Below are 15,871 nucleotides of genomic sequence, written 5' to 3'. Positions count from 1 at the left end.
TCCAGGCTTCAACCTGAAGAATTTCTTCAAAAGCAACGTTCATTCCCATCAAATCCAAACTTGGTTTAATTTTGTGTGCATAGCTGTATGCTAATTTGTGATCCTTGGTTTTGATACCTAAATCAATATGTTTCAAATATTCGGGAACTTCGGTTACGAATAACGTGATGATTTGCAATACAAATTCAGAGTCATTGTCTGAAAGTGCGTAGACTTTTGCTAAGTTGTAGTTTATTGCCATTATCTAATGTGTAATCTTAATACTCTTTTATCTTCTATAAATCCTTCAAGGATATCGTTTGGTGTCACTTTGGCAACGCCTTCGGGTGTGCCTGTGAAAATGATGTCGCCTTTTTTGAGTGTAAAAAACTGCGAAATGTGTGAAATTATTTCATCAATTTTCCACAGCATATGGCTCGTGTTACCTTTTTGAACGGTTTTTCCATTGTTTTGCAACTCAAAAGTAATATTTTCTGTCGAAATAAAATTATTTTTCGGATGAAAGTCACCTATAATCGCTGAACCATCAAAAGCTTTTGCTTTTTCCCAAGGTAAGCCTTTCTCTTTCAATTTATTCTGAATATCTCGTGCTGTAAAATCGATTCCCAAACCTATTTCGTCATAGTATTTATGAGCAAACTTGGTAGCGATATATTTTCCAACTTTTGAAATTTTTACCAAAATTTCCACTTCATGATGTACATCATTACTGAATTCCGGAATCGTAAAAGCTGTTTTCTTTGGAAGAATAGCGGTATCGGGTTTCATGAAAATCACCGGTTCCTCCGGACGCTCGTTATTGAGCTCGGCAATGTGATTGACGTAATTTCTACCGATGCAGATAATCTTCATAATATTTAGAGTAAGCAGTCGCAGTCGCAGTCTACAGGTTTTACTGAGAACTGTGACTGAAAACTGTAAACTATTTTGTATTCAATTTTCTTAACTTAATTCCGGTTAAAACTTTCTTAGTAAACAATGGAAATTCTGCGTTTTGTATCCAACCAAAATAACCGGGCTCTTTATCCAAAACCTCATCTACTAATACACCTTTGTGTTTTCCGAAAGTAAAAATCTCCTGCCCTTCTGGATTCAACGCAATGAAACCTGCAAAATCAACTGATTTCTTTCGGGTTGTAAATTCAGAAAGCGTTTTCATATCGTTTTCTAAATCTTCGTATCTGTCCAATTGTGCTTTCAGGATTTCATAAGTCGCCATAGTATCCGCTTCGGCACTATGTGCGTTTTCCAGACTTTGATTGCAATAAAATTTATAAGCAGCACTTAATGTTCTTTCTTCTTTTTTGTGAAAGATAGTTTGTATATCAACTGACACTCTGTTTTTCATATCAAAATCGACTTCGGCGCGTAATAACTCTTCGGCCAAAAGCGGAATATCAAATCGGTCTGAATTAAATCCGGCCAAATCTGAATCTTTAATCATCGCATGTACTTGGGAAGCTAATTCTTTGAATGTTGGTTCGTTGGCTACTTTTTCATTCGTAATTCCATGCACAGCGGTAGCAAATGGAGGAATTGGAATAGTTGGATTCACTAACCATGTTTTGGTTTCTTTGTTTCCGTTGGGAAATACTTTAAAAATGGAGATTTCCACAATTCTGTCTTTGGCAACTTCAATACCTGTGGTTTCCAAATCAAAAAAACAAATAGGACGCGTGAGTTTTAATTCCATTTTAAAAAGTTGAGTCGACAAATATAAAATATTGAAGTTACCGTTGGTCGATTATTTTATTTTTTTACATAAAAAAATTCCGATTTTTTCAAGCGGGATTGAATTGCAATACTATACTTATAAAACTATTTTGCATTACCAATTCGGTTGATGATAAAATCCATTTTTTTGTTTAAATCGTCAAACAAATGGTTGGGTGCTTTGATGGTGATTTCGAAATTATTACCAATAGTTTCCATATTTGGATATGCCTGCAGATTTGCATTTTGGACATCTTCCAATAAAAAATCGGTAGAAACTTCAAGTGCGCTTGCCAATTTTCTAATAAACTCGTGCTTGATGCTTTTTCCTTGTTCCCAGTTTCCGATGGTGACTTGACTAACACCCACAAGGTGAGCCAATTCTTCCTGAGACAATCTTTTCTTCTCTCTGAAGTGACGAATTTTGGTTCCGGTTGTCATTGATTAGTATTTTTTTTCGCTGCGATCCAAACAGTTCGGCTGCACCTCAGGTTAAAGTTGGTTTGAGATATTCGTGACAACATCAGAAGCACTTAAAGTAATAACGTGATATTTAAAACTTTATTGTGTGATAAGTAGTGTTATTATTTTTTTATTTAACACTTTTCTTTTGAAGTTTAAAAGAATTATTATGGATTTTAAAAGTTCTCCTTTAGGATTCTTTAAGTAGGAGTTACAACTTTACTTTCTAATCTTAAAACAATATATCTATCTATGAACAGCTTTACTTAATCTCAAAACTTTTTTATCATGAAACCAATCTCAAAAAGTAAAGCTAAATTTAAATCTGTTGTAATGTTATTGTTATTCTGTCCTATGTTGGCATTTTCACAATCGGACACTGTAAACTTAATCAGAGGAGGTGAACTCCTATTTGGCGGTTTAATTACCATTTTCAAATCGTCCAAACCTAAAGATGTAAATAGCACTGTTGTGGAAAGTGTTTGTATTAAAAACAAATTGGAAGACAAAATCACTTTTATTATAACACGTCAAACGGAAGACGGCGATGAAATTAGAAAAGAATTAGTCATTCAAAAAGGCAGCAAAGAGTATTTTTATGAATTACCAAAAGGCGTTTATACCTATGAAGTGGTCTTGACCAACAATAGCACTTTCAAGAAAGGAGAATACAAGTTTGCAGACAAGTCAACGCTTATTGTTGATGGTGATATAGTAAAAAACCCTGATGAGTAGCAAAAGAGTAGACAGTCGCAGTATACAGTCTCAGTTAAAATTAATTATGGAAACTGAGACTGGAAACTGAATACTATAAAAAAAGACCTTTCAATTCGAAAGGTCTCTTTTTTTTAATATTCTCTATTCACATCAAATGCTTCCAGATAATCGGCTACGCGTTTTACAAAGCTTCCGCCTAATGCGCCATCTACAACTCTGTGATCATAAGAGTGCGACAAGAACATTTTTTGACGGATTCCGATAAAATCACCTTCCGGAGTTTCAATAACTGCTGGTACTTTTCTAATCGCTCCAAGTGCTAAGATTCCAACTTGTGGCTGGTTGATAATTGGTGTTCCAAATACAGAACCGAAAGTCCCAACATTGGTAACAGTATACGTTCCGCCTTGTGTATCGTCTGGCTTTAGTTTGCCAGCTTTCGCACGGTTTCCTAGATCGTTTACGGCTTTTGCCATTCCGACTAAGTTTAATTGATCTGCATTTTTGATTACAGGAACAATCAAGTTTCCATTTGGTAAGGCTGCTGCCATTCCCAAGTTTATATTTTTACGCTTAATGATAAAGTCACCATCAACTGAAATGTTCATTCCCGGAAAATCTTTCAAAGCTTTTGCCACAGCTTCCATCATAATTGGCGTGAACGTCAACTTCTCTCCTTCTCTCTTTTCAAAAGCGCTTTTTACGCGATCTCTCCATTTTACAATATTTGTCACATCCACTTCAATAAACGATTGGACGTGCGCTGATGTTTGCACAGAAGCGACCATATAGCCTGAAATCAGTTTACGCATTCTGTCCATTTCAATAATCTCGTCACCACCGTTTATTGAAACTGGAACGGTTTGAGTTATCGGTTGTCGGTTGTCGGTTGTCGGTTGAACCGCTGGTTGACTTCCTCTAGTTTTGATATAATTTAAAATGTCTTCTTTAGTAACTCTGCCATCTTTTCCTGAACCGGATATTACTTCCAATTCGGATACAGAAATTCCTTCTGCAGTCGCAATGTTTTTAACTAAAGGCGAATAGAATTTGTCTGATGACTTGAAATCGGATGGAGTATCATCTGAAGTTGTCGGTTGAGAGGCAACCTTAGTTACTTCTACAAGTGATGCTGCAACTTCGGTTTTTGGTTCCTCAACAGGTTCTGGTGTAACGCTTCCACCTTCTGTTTCAATAATAGCAATGGTTTGGCCTACTTTTACCACATCATTTACCTGAAATAAAATTTCGGTTAACGTTCCTGAAACTTCACTTGGAATCTCACTATCCACTTTATCGGTAGCGATTTCCAAAACGGCTTCATCGGCTTCGATTTTTTCGCCTACGTTTTTTAACCAATTGGTAATGGTTGCTTCCGCAACACTTTCTCCCATTTTTGGTAATTTCAATTCAAACTTTGCCATATTGTGTATAGTTGTGTTCTAATTTCTGCTGCAAAAATACTAAAAGAAAAAGCGATAATTTTGCTTTTCTACAAATTAATCACTTCGCCTCTATCGTTATTACTGTTACTTCCGATGATAAAATTGCTTTGCATTGGTAACAGTTTAAAAGTAAACGACTTGTTTTTATTTGTTTCGAAAAAAGATATCGCGTCGGTAAAACTACGATAGTTTGTGTCCAAAATTACTTCCGTATTTTTCTTCTCCGAAATCGATTGCGAAAATACTATTTTTCCGTTTTCTAAAGGCGTTCTTTGGATGTTTTTTTGAAGTTTATTTTCTAATTTTTCTCTTATGTTTTCATTATCAGAGATTAAGATATATTGACTTGGTGGGATTTTCGCTTTAGTCCCGAGACTTCGGGATCCTTGAAATAATTTCACCATCGAAAAGTAAAAAGCGCCAAATCTCGCTATCAAATTAAAAAATACTGATTGTTTGAAGTGCTTTTTATAAAAGAAATTCATAAACTCTCTAAAGTGCTTCATATACGTCGCGTCTTTCACAGTGCTTTCGCCTTTGTAATGAATGACAGCTGTTTCGTGGAAATAATAATTCTGCTTTTGCAATAACAACGCTCGATAAGACAAATCGATATCATCAGCATACATAAAGCAGTTTTCATCAAAACCTTCTAACTGATTATACAATTCGCGTTTCATCACCATAAAAGCACCAACCAAAATATCAACTTTTCCGGTTTGATTTTCGCCTAAATGTTGGGCGTAATATTTATTAAAAAGCGATGATTTCGGAAACAACTTATACAAACCAAAAATCTTAGTAAATGCTACCCATGGCGTTGGTATACCACGTTTACTTTCGGGCAGAAAATTTCCGGTTCCGTCAATGAGTTTGCAGCCAACGATTCCTAAATCAGTTTGTCTTTTGGCGAAAGCCAGCACTTTTTCAAAAGTATCTTCGGCAACAACAGTATCCGGATTTAGTATGCAAATGTATTCGCCTTTGGCTGCTGCAACCGCTATGTTATTCCCTTTTGGGAAACCTGAATTCTCTTTGTTTTCAATTAGCTTGATATTTGGAAAAAGCTGTTTCATCATCGCACAACTATCATCCGAAGAATTATTATCTATTACAATGATTTCGGCATTCAGATTTTGAATGGCTTTTTGCACACTCAAAACACACAACTCCAAAAAGTAGCGTACATTATAATTAAGGATGATGATGGATAGTTGCATTGATGGTTATTTTAGAGCAACTTAATTAAGTCTTGTGGATTTTTAAGATTGTTCCAAAATACGTATAATTCTATTACATTAGTTTGAATACTAAAATCATAATACAAAGTGGTTTGTTTTGAAATTACTAAAAAATAAACATTCAACTCTTTATTATAAATTCCAGTTTTTGGATTTTTGGATAATCTTTCTAGATTTTCTTCAACTAAATCTATAAACTTTTGAACTTCTTCAGCATTCCATTTTAAAAGAATAAAAAAAGATTCATCTTGAAGAGTAATTTCTGCATTTGAGTTCCAATGAAATTTATAAATCATTTTAGAAAAGGAAATTTCTCTTTTAAATTTTTCATTACATCTTCATGTGTGATAAATTTACCCTCTTTAAATTCTTTTTTTGACTTTTCGATAAGTTGCACTAGAATCGGATGGAACACTTCCTCATTAGCATCAACTCTTGGAATCACTTCGTATGCATCAGCAGGTTCTTTAGCGCTATTTTTTTTGTTAGGATTCATAACAAACGATTTTGAAATTCAAATATACAAAAAGTTTACAATTTCCGCGTCCAAGTTCTGAATGCCTTTTTGCATACTCAAAACACACAACTCCAAAAAGTAGCGCACTATAAAATTAAGAATGATGATGGATAGTTGCATTTGATAAATAATTATATAATTTTTATACTATCAAATTCTTAATTCTAGTAGAGCAAACCTGTCTTCGAAACCTTGCTGTTCAAAAAAATTAAGTGCTTTTTTATTCTTTGAAAAAACATGCACTTGAATTGTTCTAATTCCATAAGATTGCGACCATGACTTTGCCTGTTCTACAAAATCCTTTCCAATGCCCAAGTGACGATAATCTTCTTCAATCATAATGTCACCGATAGTACAATATGAATTCTTGTTGTAATGATTATTGGGGAAAAAAACTAATTGAACTGTTGTATAACCTATCACTTTGTCATCTATCAAAGCAACATATACATTATCAGAAAGGTCATTGATAAACGATTCTATTTCTAGCTTGTAATCATTTTTTGAGTTATCTGTATTAGAAAAATAATGTGCATCGATTTCTTTATGAATGTTCATGAGTTTTGTCCAAAGTTTTACTATTTCTGGAACTTGTTCTGATGTTGCTTCTTGTATTTTATACATTGTTTGGATCTATAGCTTTTAAAATTGAATTTATTATTTGAAATCTATTTTATGAAAATGAAATATTCTAATTAATTATTCGTAATAGTTCAAACTATATAGAAATTCTTTATTCTCTTCTTGGAATAAAGAAAAAGAAGTATATATATTCGTTAATAAATTTCGCCTTGATTTATTTGGGTTTTGACTTAACCAATTCTTCACAATTGGATTTAATTCAACTCGTTTTCTTGCTGCAGGACTAAATGGTGTAACAACGAAAATTTCTTTAAGTATTTTAATATCTTTTCTAATTCTTACTTTAAAAAAAACTTTATGTTTAAATGAATTTCTAATAATATTTAAATTTTGAAAATTAACCTCTGTCCAATCTAAAATTATATTTCGATTAAAGTCATCTAACATAAAATCTACAGAATAATTTAATTCTTGCAAAGTCCTAACGAATAAATCAAATGATTTTATATTTGAATCATTTTCAATATTTATTTTATTATCTCTGTTGATTTTTATTTTATTCGAAAAAGAACTACTGGTATTGAATAAAATAGAAAATAAATCTTTTTTTTCTATTATATCTTTTATCAAAGAAGCTTTTGGAACAATATTAAATAAGTTTTTATCTTCTGCATTATATCTATTGTTTAATATCTTTCTTTGAGTAGAGTAAATTATATCATCATATCTAATAAATCTATATGTTAACTCATCAATCAGCGCATCCTTTCCATCTATTCTTGCGAGTTTTAGTATTTCATCAAAAGTATTTCCAAATAATAATACATCCCACATTCCACCCCTATTTCCATGATAAAATGGAATTAGTGGTTTCGTCAATCTTCTACCATTTAAATTATTTAATCTTTTTAATTCGACAAGTAAATGATTATCTAATAAATAACTTATGGGAGGAAAAGTTCCAATAATCATTTTATCATAACCAAAATTATATCGTGTATAACTATATGGATGAATTTCTATAGGTGGAACTGGTGGTAATTGACCATTATTTTCAAAAACATTTTGTGCAATAAGATTATTGTTTTCTGGGAGATTAACTAAATGCAGTTGTTCGTCCAAATTCCCTGGTTTTTTCCGTAGCAATATCATAATTCCAAATTTTTAGTTAGCTATAATTATTTGTTCATGTTTTATCCAAGTTTGCAGTAGTGAAGGATTTTCGTTTACAGTTATGGTTGCCTCAAAATCTTCTATAAAAGAAAAAGGTCCTTCAAAATTTTTCTGGTAACTTATAAATCCTTCAAACAACATTAGTTTATCTGTTAATAGAAGTTGAAAACTGCAAAAATTTTGTGTTTCTTGCAGCTCATACTTGCCATTCACTTTCATATATAAATTAGAGGAAATCATACTAAACTTAATTTCTGTTCCGTCAAACGTGGTTAACGAAACTACAAGCTCTTCTTTTAAGTTATAGTCGATTTCAATAATTACTGTTTTGGACAATTTTCGTGCTTGAAAAAAATTATTATTTCTTCCCTTGTACTTTAAATGCAAATTTCCACAATACCTGTCTGGTGGTCTGTTAACTCTCATACATACTTATTTATTGGTTACTTAAAAAATTCAATTCCTCAATTGTTAGACTTTTAATACCATCGAAATTAATTTTATCCAAAAGACTATCAACTGTCAATTGAATTGTTGCATCGAAAGTAATTTTATCCATCAAAAGCAATTGCTCATCTAATTGCATATTCCAAAAGAAATGTTCTTCAACTCTTTCTTTCATCTGAAAACTAAACCCTAAAATAAACTGGTCTAAAAAAAACACTTTAGTAAGATTTACACTTTTCAAAACCTTTTCCGTTTGATATTGAGTTTTAAAAAACTGATGTATTGCTTCAAACTTTTGATTAGTTGGAAGAAAGAAATCATTTAATTTAAACCCTAAATCAAAAGCGTCAATTACACAAACACAACTGGTGAAATTGGGATATTGATGTATATCGGCTTCGAATTCTTGTAAAGAACGAATAGCTTTGAAAACAAGGTCATTTATTTTATTATAATTAAAAATCCAATCGATAATAACACTTCTATAGAGTTCTAACTCTGTTAATGAAATAGGTTTTAACATTACAAAATCATCAATCAGAAAATCGGAGAATTTAATTTCAGTGCAATCATTTTTATAAGAAGTTCCGAGAACAGTATCATTTATTAAAAAAATATAATCAATAGTTAGATTATTATTTTCATCTTGCCTTATATAATTTTTGGTAGCATCACTACTTATCAAATTAGTTTCTACAAACCATTCTTCAAGGTTTTCCAGTTTAGCATTTTTGAGATTTAAAGCTATTAAACTTCTATCATTAAATTTCATTTTGTAGGAATTTAAATATGCGACAATATTAAATATATAAGCTTTTTTTGAAAGAAAAAAACATTGTAAAAAAATCTTTTTTTTAAAATATAAAATGCTTAAACTTTAAATGCATAAAAAAACACAAAAGACCATTCCTTTCTAGCCCCGATTGAAGCAATTACCATGTAATGCGAAAAGCGGGAAAATGGATAACTGAAAAACACTGACCATTCGCTTCAAATAAAGATTGCTTCGTCCCTCGCAATGACTTACTTTTGCAAAAAATTGTTACCCGTGAATTACCTTTCAGTAGAAAATATATCGAAATCCTTTGGCGAAAGAACCTTGTTTGCAGCCATTTCTTTTGGCATAAATAAAGACCAAAAAATCGCTTTCATCGCCAAAAATGGTTCAGGAAAAACCTGTATCATGAAGATTATAAATGGTGAAGATGAACCAGATACAGGTAAAGTTGTGGTTAGAAAAGGCATTAAAATGGCGTTTCTCTCCCAAACAAATCAGCTGCAAGAAGAATTGACGATTGAGGAAAGTATTTTTGCATCGGATAACGAAATTCTGCACGTAATTGAACGTTACGAAAAAGCTTTGGAAAATCTGAATCCCGAAGATTCGGGAGAAGAAAAGTATCAGCTGGCTTTTGATGAAATGGACAGCCACAACGCTTGGGATTTTGAAACACAGTTCAAGCAAATTCTTTCCAAACTAAAACTTGACGATTTAAAACTGAAAGTAAAAAGCCTTTCGGGCGGACAAAAGAAACGGTTGTCTTTGGCTATCATTCTGATTAATCGTCCTGATTTATTGATTTTGGATGAACCAACGAATCACTTAGATTTAGAGATGATTGAATGGCTGGAAAGTTATTTCGCAAAAGAAAATATTACGTTGTTTATGGTGACGCACGACCGTTTCTTTTTGGAACGCGTATGTAATGAAATCATAGAATTAGACAACGGAAAATTATACCAATACAAAGGGAATTACTCTTATTATCTTCAAAAGAAAGAAGAGCGTATTGCGATGGAAAACTCTACGATTGACAAAGCACAAAACCTTTTCGTAAAAGAATTAGCGTGGATGCGTCGTCAACCCAAAGCGAGAACGACTAAATCAAAATCGCGTCAGGATGATTTTTACCAAATCAAAGCCGTTGCAGAAAGCCGCAGAAAAGAAAATGTAGTCGAGCTTGAAATCAATATGGAACGCATGGGCAGCAAGATTATCGAACTGCACAAATTGTATAAAAAATTCAAAGACCGCGTTATTCTGGACAACTTTAGTTACGATTTTCAACGTGGCGAACGTATCGGAATCATTGGTAAAAACGGAACCGGTAAATCGACTTTCTTAAATATTCTGACCAAAACTATGCTTCCCGATGCAGGGAAAGTTGTAATTGGCGACACAATTAAAGTGGGTTATTATACTCAAAGCGGCATCAATCCGAAACCAGGGCAAAAAGTTATTGATATCATCAAGGAATATGGTGAATATATTCCTTTGACAAAAGGGAAAATCATTTCGGCTTCACAATTGTTAGAACGATTTTTATTCGATGCCAAAAAGCAATATGACTTTGTAGAAAAATTGAGTGGTGGCGAATTGAAACGATTGTATTTATGTACGGTTTTAATTCAGAATCCAAACTTTTTGATTCTCGATGAGCCAACGAATGACTTGGATATTGTAACCTTAAACGTCTTAGAAAGTTTTCTTTTGGATTATCCGGGATGTTTACTTGTGGTTTCCCACGACCGTTATTTTATGGATAAGATTGTAGATCACTTATTCATCTTTAGAGGTGAAGGACAGATTGAGGATTTCCCCGGAAATTATTCTGATTTCAGAGCGTATGAAGATTCGGCTGAACCAAAAAACTTATCGAGCGTAAGCACCGAAAAAGTCAATTGGAAGCAAAATAGTTCGACGGCTGCTGGCCTGAATTTCAATGAACAAAAAGAGTTCAACAAAATTGAGCGTGAAATCAAAGACTTAGAGTACGAGAAAAAGCAAATCGAAAACTTATTTTCTGAAGGAAAAGTTGCTGATGCTGATATTACGGCAAAAGCCAAAGAACTCGAAGTTATAATTAAAAAAATGGAAGAAAAAGAAGAACGTTGGTTTGAGCTTTCTTCAAAAATGGAATAAATTATTTCACAGAGATTCACAGAGAAAAAATGAGATTCACAGAAAAAAACTCCGTGCATCTCTGCTTAAACTCCGTGTATCTCCGTGTAACAAAAAACAAATGTTGCAAATAATAAAATCATATCTAAACTTCCTCTGGAAATCCAAAAACGAACACGGAGTGCATTCTCCTTTTGTTTTTAATTTGGTTACCAAATGTTTTTATGACAAGAAAAAATATGCTGAATATTACATTCTTAAAAACTACAGAAACACACTTCTGCAAAACAAAAACACCATTGAAGTAAGTGATTTTGGTGCAGGTTCAAGGGTTTTTAAAAGTAATACAAGAGCAATAAACCAAATTGCCAGTAATGCTGGGATTTCAACCAAACGAGCCGAGTTACTTTTCAGAATTACCAATTATTTTAAGCCGCAAAGTATTTTAGAAATAGGAACTTCATTAGGATTAGCCACTGCTGCACTTTCGTTAGGAAATAAAAAAGCTAAAATAACTACTTTGGAAGGTTGTGCAAATACATTGGTTGTGGCTAATAATCTGTTTGAAAAATTTGATTTAAAAAATATAGATTCTATTCAGACAGAATTTAGTTCCTATTTGCAGAATGATTCGGTTAAAACCGAACCCAATTCACTAATTTATTTTGACGGCAACCATTCCAAACAAGCCACTTTAGCCTATTTCGAATTATTATTACCAACCATCACCAACGAAAGCGTTTGTATTTTTGATGATATTCATTGGTCTAAAAACATGGAATCGGCTTGGGAAATCATAAAAAAACATCAAAAAGTTACGGTCACAATTGATACTTTTCAATGGGGAATTGTTTTCTTTCGAAAGGAACAACCGAAAGAACATTTTGTGATTCGGGCATAAAAAATGGCAACCATCCCTGATTGCCATTCCTCGAATTAAACAAAACCAATTCAAAAATTATTCTTTTGCTTCTTCATTTTCTCTTGCTTTTGCTCCAATACGGTTCATTTTAAACATTGGGGCAAATTTGAATTTTATAGAGGCTATTTTATTATTATCTTCTGAAGATAATCCTTCTTTTTCAACAGTGTTTTTTCTACTATCGAGAGCTTCATATATCAATTTTGTCTCATCATAATCTTCTCTTGAGAAATCACCCTTATTGTCCTTATACGATTGGAAAAAATCATCATATACTTTTAATATATTGTCTTTGTTTACCCACGAAAAGTTCATGTCTTCACCAACTTTACCTTCACCAAAAAATCGGTCTCTTAATAATTGATTGGGTGTTTTAGATTTAGTTGTTTGAGCTGCTGCTTCAGCTTCGTACTTAGCTTTTAGCGCTTCATATTTTGCTTTGCTAACCGCTACTTTTTCTCTTAATGCTTCATTATCATTTGCATCTGTTACAGACATTTCTGCTTCAGAAATACGTGTTTGATAACCAGCGTCAATAGCTTCCCAATTTGCTCTGGCATCATCCTCTGACACATTATCTAGTGAGTCAACATAAACGACATAATTATTGACTGTTTTTTCGGCTTGAGCCTGCTTTTCATCTTTACAAGACACTACCGCTAAAACTACCAATGTCAGGATTCCGACAGCATAAACACTTTTTTTCATAATACTATATTTGTTATTATTAGTTAGATGTAAAATTACTTCCTTTTCAATTCTGACATGTTACACATTTATGTAAAGGTTTTACAGAATTGTCACATTTTTGATTTGTTTATAAGCATCAGGCTGTAACAATTTGAATGGGAAGCCTACTCATAGCTATGCATAAATTTTAATTTTCTTTTTATAACTTTACCCAAATTCATTAGCTGAAAAAATGGCAAATACATTAATAAACATCAAGAAATTAACGAGAGATTTCCAACTCGGAAATGAAACCATCAACGTTTTAAAAGGCATCGATCTTCAAATCAACAAAGGGGAATATGTAGCACTTATGGGACCATCAGGTTCGGGAAAGTCAACGCTTATGAATCTTTTAGGTTGCTTGGATACTCCAACTTCGGGAACTTATATTCTCAACGGAAATGATGTCAGTCAGATGCACGATGATGATTTAGCCGAAATCAGAAATAAAGAAATTGGTTTCGTATTTCAAACCTTTAATCTTTTACCTCGAACCACAGCACTCGATAATGTGGCTTTACCAATGATTTACGCTGGTCATTCCAAATCGGAAAGAAACAAACGAGCTACCGAAGTATTGACACAAGTAAACCTTTCCGACAGAATGGATCACCAACCCAACCAACTTTCGGGTGGACAACGCCAGCGGGTGGCTATTGCCAGAGCATTGGTCAATAAGCCTTCAATCATTTTGGCCGATGAACCTACAGGAAATCTCGACAGTAAAACTTCAATAGAGATCATGAATCTTTTTAACGACATTCATAAAAACGGAAATACGGTTATCGTCGTTACGCACGAAGAAGAAATTGCCAAATATGCTCACAGAGTTATTCGTTTAAAAGACGGAATGATAGAAAGTGACAGTCCAAATGTTAATCATTTGTAGGAGCGAAACGCTCGGGCTTTATCAGTAATCCTTGTTCCCGCTGTCCGCTATACAAGGTGCCGCTGCCATCTAGGCTAGTTAGTAATCCATTTGTGTGTTTGTCAGCTCTAAAAAAACTCAGTAACTTAGCCACTTAGTCACTCAGCAACTTTATTATGAAAATTGCCTTATTAACCTGTGAAAAATTTCCGGAACTCTATCAAACAGATCAATTCTTAATTCCAGAATTAGCCAAGCATACTATTACAGCAAAGGCAACCGTTTGGGATGATGAAACCATCAACTGGAACCATTTCGACTATCTGATTTTCAGAAACACCTGGGACTATTTTGAAAAAGAAGAGCAATTCAATATTTGGCTCGATTACATTCAATCAAATGGGATTAAAACCCTTAATGCAATTGAAATAATCCAAAAAAACAAACATAAATTTTATCTTCGTGAATTAGAAAATCAAGGAATCAAAATACTTCCAACGGTTTTTATAGATAAAACTACAACATTAAATTTAGAAGAAATCATTCCAAAAAACTGGTCAAAAGCTGTAATAAAACCAGCGTATTCTGGTGGTGCTTACCTTACCGAAGTCTTTGAAATTGACCGATTAGAACAAATCAATTTACAATACCAATCAATAGCTTCCGAAAAAGAATTACTACTACAGGAATTCAGAACGGAAATCGTCTCGGAAGGTGAAACTTCCTTTATCTTTTTCAACAAAAAATTTTCCCACTGTGTCAATAAAAAACCAGCTGATGGAGATTTTAGGGTGCAAATTCAATTCGGTGGAAACTATGTTTCTGTAGAACCCAATCAGGATTTAATCAATCAGGCGCAAGCGGTTGTAAATACCTTTAGCGAAAAATTATTATACGCTAGAGTCGACGGAATAATCATTAATAATCAATTGCATCTTATGGAAATTGAGTGCATTGAACCGGATTTGTATTTTAATAATAGTGAAGGTTCACAACAACGATTTGTTAATGCCATTTTAGATTTAATCTCTAAATAAAACTTAATTTGATATTAAGAGGAGGAAGCCCAGTGGGCTTCAGGTACACGAACTTTAGTTCGTCATAAATCTCAAATGGACATTCGGTTACTTTAACCTAAATAATCAAAAAACTCAGTAACTTAGCAACTCAATAACACAGAAACTCACAACCATGAAAGTCTACACAAAAACCGGAGATACAGGAACCACAGCACTTTTTGGCGGAACTCGTGTCCCAAAACACCATATCCGAATAGAAAGTTACGGAACTGTTGACGAACTCAACTCACAAATTGGTTTAATCCGCGATCAAGAAATCAATCCATTATACAAAAATATTCTGATTGAAGTCCAAGACCGTTTGTTCACCGTGGGCGCAATTTTGGCAACACCACCAGAAAAAGAAATCTTGAAAAACGGACAACCTCGATTACAAAATTTAGGAATTGTAGAAAGCGATATCGAATTTCTTGAAACCGAAATTGATACCATGGAAGACTCTTTACCACAAATGACACACTTTGTGCTGCCCGGCGGACATACAACCGTGTCATATTGTCACATTGCGCGTTGTGTATGCCGTAGAGCCGAACGTTTAGCTGTGCATTTACACGAATTAGAACCTACACATGAACTTGTAATAAAGTACTTAAACCGACTTTCTGACTACCTTTTTGTCTTGGCACGGAAGTTGTCCAAGGACCTGAACGCAGATGAAGTACAATGGATTCCGAGAAAATAGTGTTCAGTAAACAGTATTCAAAAAGCAGTCATTCGCTGACCACTAAAAACTGACCACTGACCACTAAAAAAAGACGTTCTTAAACATATTTGAAAATAAATCAAAAAAAACTTGACTTTTTCAGTATTAAATTTATTTTTGCATAATATTAAAAATCACAGAAGATGTATTGGACATTAGAATTAGCATCGTATTTAAGCGATGCACCTTGGCCAGCAACCAAAGATGAACTTATTGATTATGCTATAAGAACTGGTGCTCCACTAGAAGTAGTTGAGAATTTACAATCTATCGAAGACGAAGGTGAAATCTACGAATCTATGGAAGAAATTTGGCCAGATTATCCAACCGACGAAGATTATCTTTGGAATGAGGATGAATACTAAAAA

Annotated in this window: 20 protein-coding genes; 7 read left to right on the top strand and 13 right to left on the bottom strand. The window is 33.4% G+C overall.

Annotation, left to right across the window (positions count from 1 at the left end):
* The 4 genes from RMN97_RS05590 to RMN97_RS05575 all read right to left on the bottom strand — a co-directional run.
* Nucleotides 1–241: histidine kinase (locus RMN97_RS05590; RefSeq protein ID WP_309613539.1), on the bottom strand; the 241-nt coding region annotated here is incomplete at its 3' end.
* The gene (locus tag RMN97_RS05585) at nucleotides 241–852 is read right to left on the bottom strand and encodes a fumarylacetoacetate hydrolase family protein (RefSeq protein WP_309613538.1); all 612 of its coding nucleotides are present in this window, start codon (nucleotides 850–852) and stop codon (nucleotides 241–243) included. The genes RMN97_RS05585 and RMN97_RS05590, both read right to left, overlap by 1 nt.
* A 70-nt stretch (nucleotides 853–922) precedes the next feature.
* On the bottom strand, nucleotides 923–1,693 hold the full coding sequence (locus RMN97_RS05580; RefSeq protein ID WP_309613537.1) for a 3'-5' exonuclease: 771 nt from the start codon (nucleotides 1,691–1,693) through the stop codon (nucleotides 923–925).
* A gap of 125 nt (nucleotides 1,694–1,818) precedes the next feature.
* Nucleotides 1,819–2,154, bottom strand: a complete 336-nt coding sequence (locus RMN97_RS05575) for a helix-turn-helix transcriptional regulator (protein WP_309613536.1) — start codon at nucleotides 2,152–2,154, stop codon at nucleotides 1,819–1,821.
* A gap of 309 nt (nucleotides 2,155–2,463) precedes the next feature.
* Between RMN97_RS05575 and RMN97_RS05570 the strand changes: the two genes are divergently transcribed.
* Complete coding sequence (locus RMN97_RS05570; RefSeq protein ID WP_309613535.1) at nucleotides 2,464–2,910, top strand: hypothetical protein; 447 nt, start codon at nucleotides 2,464–2,466, stop codon at nucleotides 2,908–2,910.
* Nucleotides 2,911–3,023: 113 nt separating this feature from the next.
* Here the strand turns inward: RMN97_RS05570 and RMN97_RS05565 are convergent, their stop codons facing one another.
* The 8 genes from RMN97_RS05565 to RMN97_RS05530 form a co-directional block, all read right to left on the bottom strand.
* Complete coding sequence (locus RMN97_RS05565; protein ID WP_309613534.1) at nucleotides 3,024–4,316, bottom strand: dihydrolipoamide acetyltransferase family protein; 1,293 nt, start codon at nucleotides 4,314–4,316, stop codon at nucleotides 3,024–3,026.
* Nucleotides 4,317–4,384: 68 nt separating this feature from the next.
* The gene (locus tag RMN97_RS05560) at nucleotides 4,385–5,557 is read right to left on the bottom strand and encodes a glycosyltransferase family 2 protein (RefSeq protein ID WP_309613533.1); all 1,173 of its coding nucleotides are present in this window, start codon (nucleotides 5,555–5,557) and stop codon (nucleotides 4,385–4,387) included.
* 11 nt (nucleotides 5,558–5,568) lie between these two features.
* Complete coding sequence (locus RMN97_RS05555; protein WP_309613532.1) at nucleotides 5,569–5,874, bottom strand: hypothetical protein; 306 nt, start codon at nucleotides 5,872–5,874, stop codon at nucleotides 5,569–5,571.
* Nucleotides 5,871–6,074 (bottom strand): hypothetical protein, encoded by a 204-nt coding sequence (locus tag RMN97_RS05550; protein WP_309613531.1) that lies wholly within the window; start codon nucleotides 6,072–6,074, stop codon nucleotides 5,871–5,873. Before RMN97_RS05550 ends, RMN97_RS05555 begins: the two co-directional genes overlap by 4 nt.
* A gap of 171 nt (nucleotides 6,075–6,245) precedes the next feature.
* Complete coding sequence (locus RMN97_RS05545) at nucleotides 6,246–6,719, bottom strand: GNAT family N-acetyltransferase (RefSeq protein WP_309613530.1); 474 nt, start codon at nucleotides 6,717–6,719, stop codon at nucleotides 6,246–6,248.
* 75 nt (nucleotides 6,720–6,794) lie between these two features.
* Nucleotides 6,795–7,829, bottom strand: a complete 1,035-nt coding sequence (locus RMN97_RS05540; RefSeq protein ID WP_309613529.1) for a hypothetical protein — start codon at nucleotides 7,827–7,829, stop codon at nucleotides 6,795–6,797.
* A gap of 12 nt (nucleotides 7,830–7,841) precedes the next feature.
* The gene (locus tag RMN97_RS05535) at nucleotides 7,842–8,276 is read right to left on the bottom strand and encodes a hypothetical protein (RefSeq protein ID WP_309613528.1); all 435 of its coding nucleotides are present in this window, start codon (nucleotides 8,274–8,276) and stop codon (nucleotides 7,842–7,844) included.
* A 10-nt stretch (nucleotides 8,277–8,286) separates the two neighbouring features.
* Entirely contained in the window at nucleotides 8,287–9,069 is a 783-nt protein-coding gene (locus tag RMN97_RS05530; RefSeq protein ID WP_309613527.1) for a hypothetical protein, read from the bottom strand.
* Nucleotides 9,070–9,345: 276 nt separating this feature from the next.
* Between RMN97_RS05530 and RMN97_RS05525 the strand changes: the two genes are divergently transcribed.
* Both RMN97_RS05525 and RMN97_RS05520 read left to right on the top strand, forming a co-directional pair.
* Nucleotides 9,346–11,220 (top strand): ABC-F family ATP-binding cassette domain-containing protein, encoded by a 1,875-nt coding sequence (locus RMN97_RS05525; RefSeq protein WP_309613526.1) that lies wholly within the window; start codon nucleotides 9,346–9,348, stop codon nucleotides 11,218–11,220.
* 100 nt (nucleotides 11,221–11,320) lie between these two features.
* A complete protein-coding gene (locus RMN97_RS05520) occupies nucleotides 11,321–12,100 on the top strand; it encodes a class I SAM-dependent methyltransferase (protein WP_309613525.1) in 780 nt (259 codons plus the stop codon).
* 57 nt (nucleotides 12,101–12,157) lie between these two features.
* Here the strand turns inward: RMN97_RS05520 and RMN97_RS05515 are convergent, their stop codons facing one another.
* Nucleotides 12,158–12,829 (bottom strand): hypothetical protein, encoded by a 672-nt coding sequence (locus RMN97_RS05515; RefSeq protein WP_309613524.1) that lies wholly within the window; start codon nucleotides 12,827–12,829, stop codon nucleotides 12,158–12,160.
* 214 nt (nucleotides 12,830–13,043) lie between these two features.
* Here RMN97_RS05515 and RMN97_RS05510 point away from each other — a divergent pair, with 214 nt between their 5' ends.
* The 4 genes from RMN97_RS05510 to RMN97_RS05495 all read left to right on the top strand — a co-directional run bounded on the left by RMN97_RS05510 (nucleotide 13,044) and on the right by RMN97_RS05495 (nucleotide 15,868).
* Nucleotides 13,044–13,742, top strand: coding sequence for an ABC transporter ATP-binding protein (locus tag RMN97_RS05510; RefSeq protein WP_309613523.1), 699 nt, complete (start codon nucleotides 13,044–13,046; stop codon nucleotides 13,740–13,742).
* Between the two features lie 155 nt (nucleotides 13,743–13,897).
* Nucleotides 13,898–14,758 (top strand): hypothetical protein, encoded by an 861-nt coding sequence (locus RMN97_RS05505; protein ID WP_309613522.1) that lies wholly within the window; start codon nucleotides 13,898–13,900, stop codon nucleotides 14,756–14,758.
* A 154-nt stretch (nucleotides 14,759–14,912) separates the two neighbouring features.
* Nucleotides 14,913–15,482, top strand: a complete 570-nt coding sequence (locus RMN97_RS05500) for a cob(I)yrinic acid a,c-diamide adenosyltransferase (RefSeq protein WP_309613521.1) — start codon at nucleotides 14,913–14,915, stop codon at nucleotides 15,480–15,482.
* A gap of 164 nt (nucleotides 15,483–15,646) precedes the next feature.
* A complete protein-coding gene (locus tag RMN97_RS05495) occupies nucleotides 15,647–15,868 on the top strand; it encodes a DUF2795 domain-containing protein (RefSeq protein ID WP_002986941.1) in 222 nt (73 codons plus the stop codon).
* Nucleotides 15,869–15,871: the final 3 nt, after the last annotated feature.

The sequence above is a fragment of the Flavobacterium sp. genome, from assembly GCF_031381455.1.
Classification (GTDB): Bacteria; Bacteroidota; Bacteroidia; order Flavobacteriales; family Flavobacteriaceae; genus Flavobacterium.
This window is presented reverse-complemented; position numbering and strand designations above follow the sequence as displayed.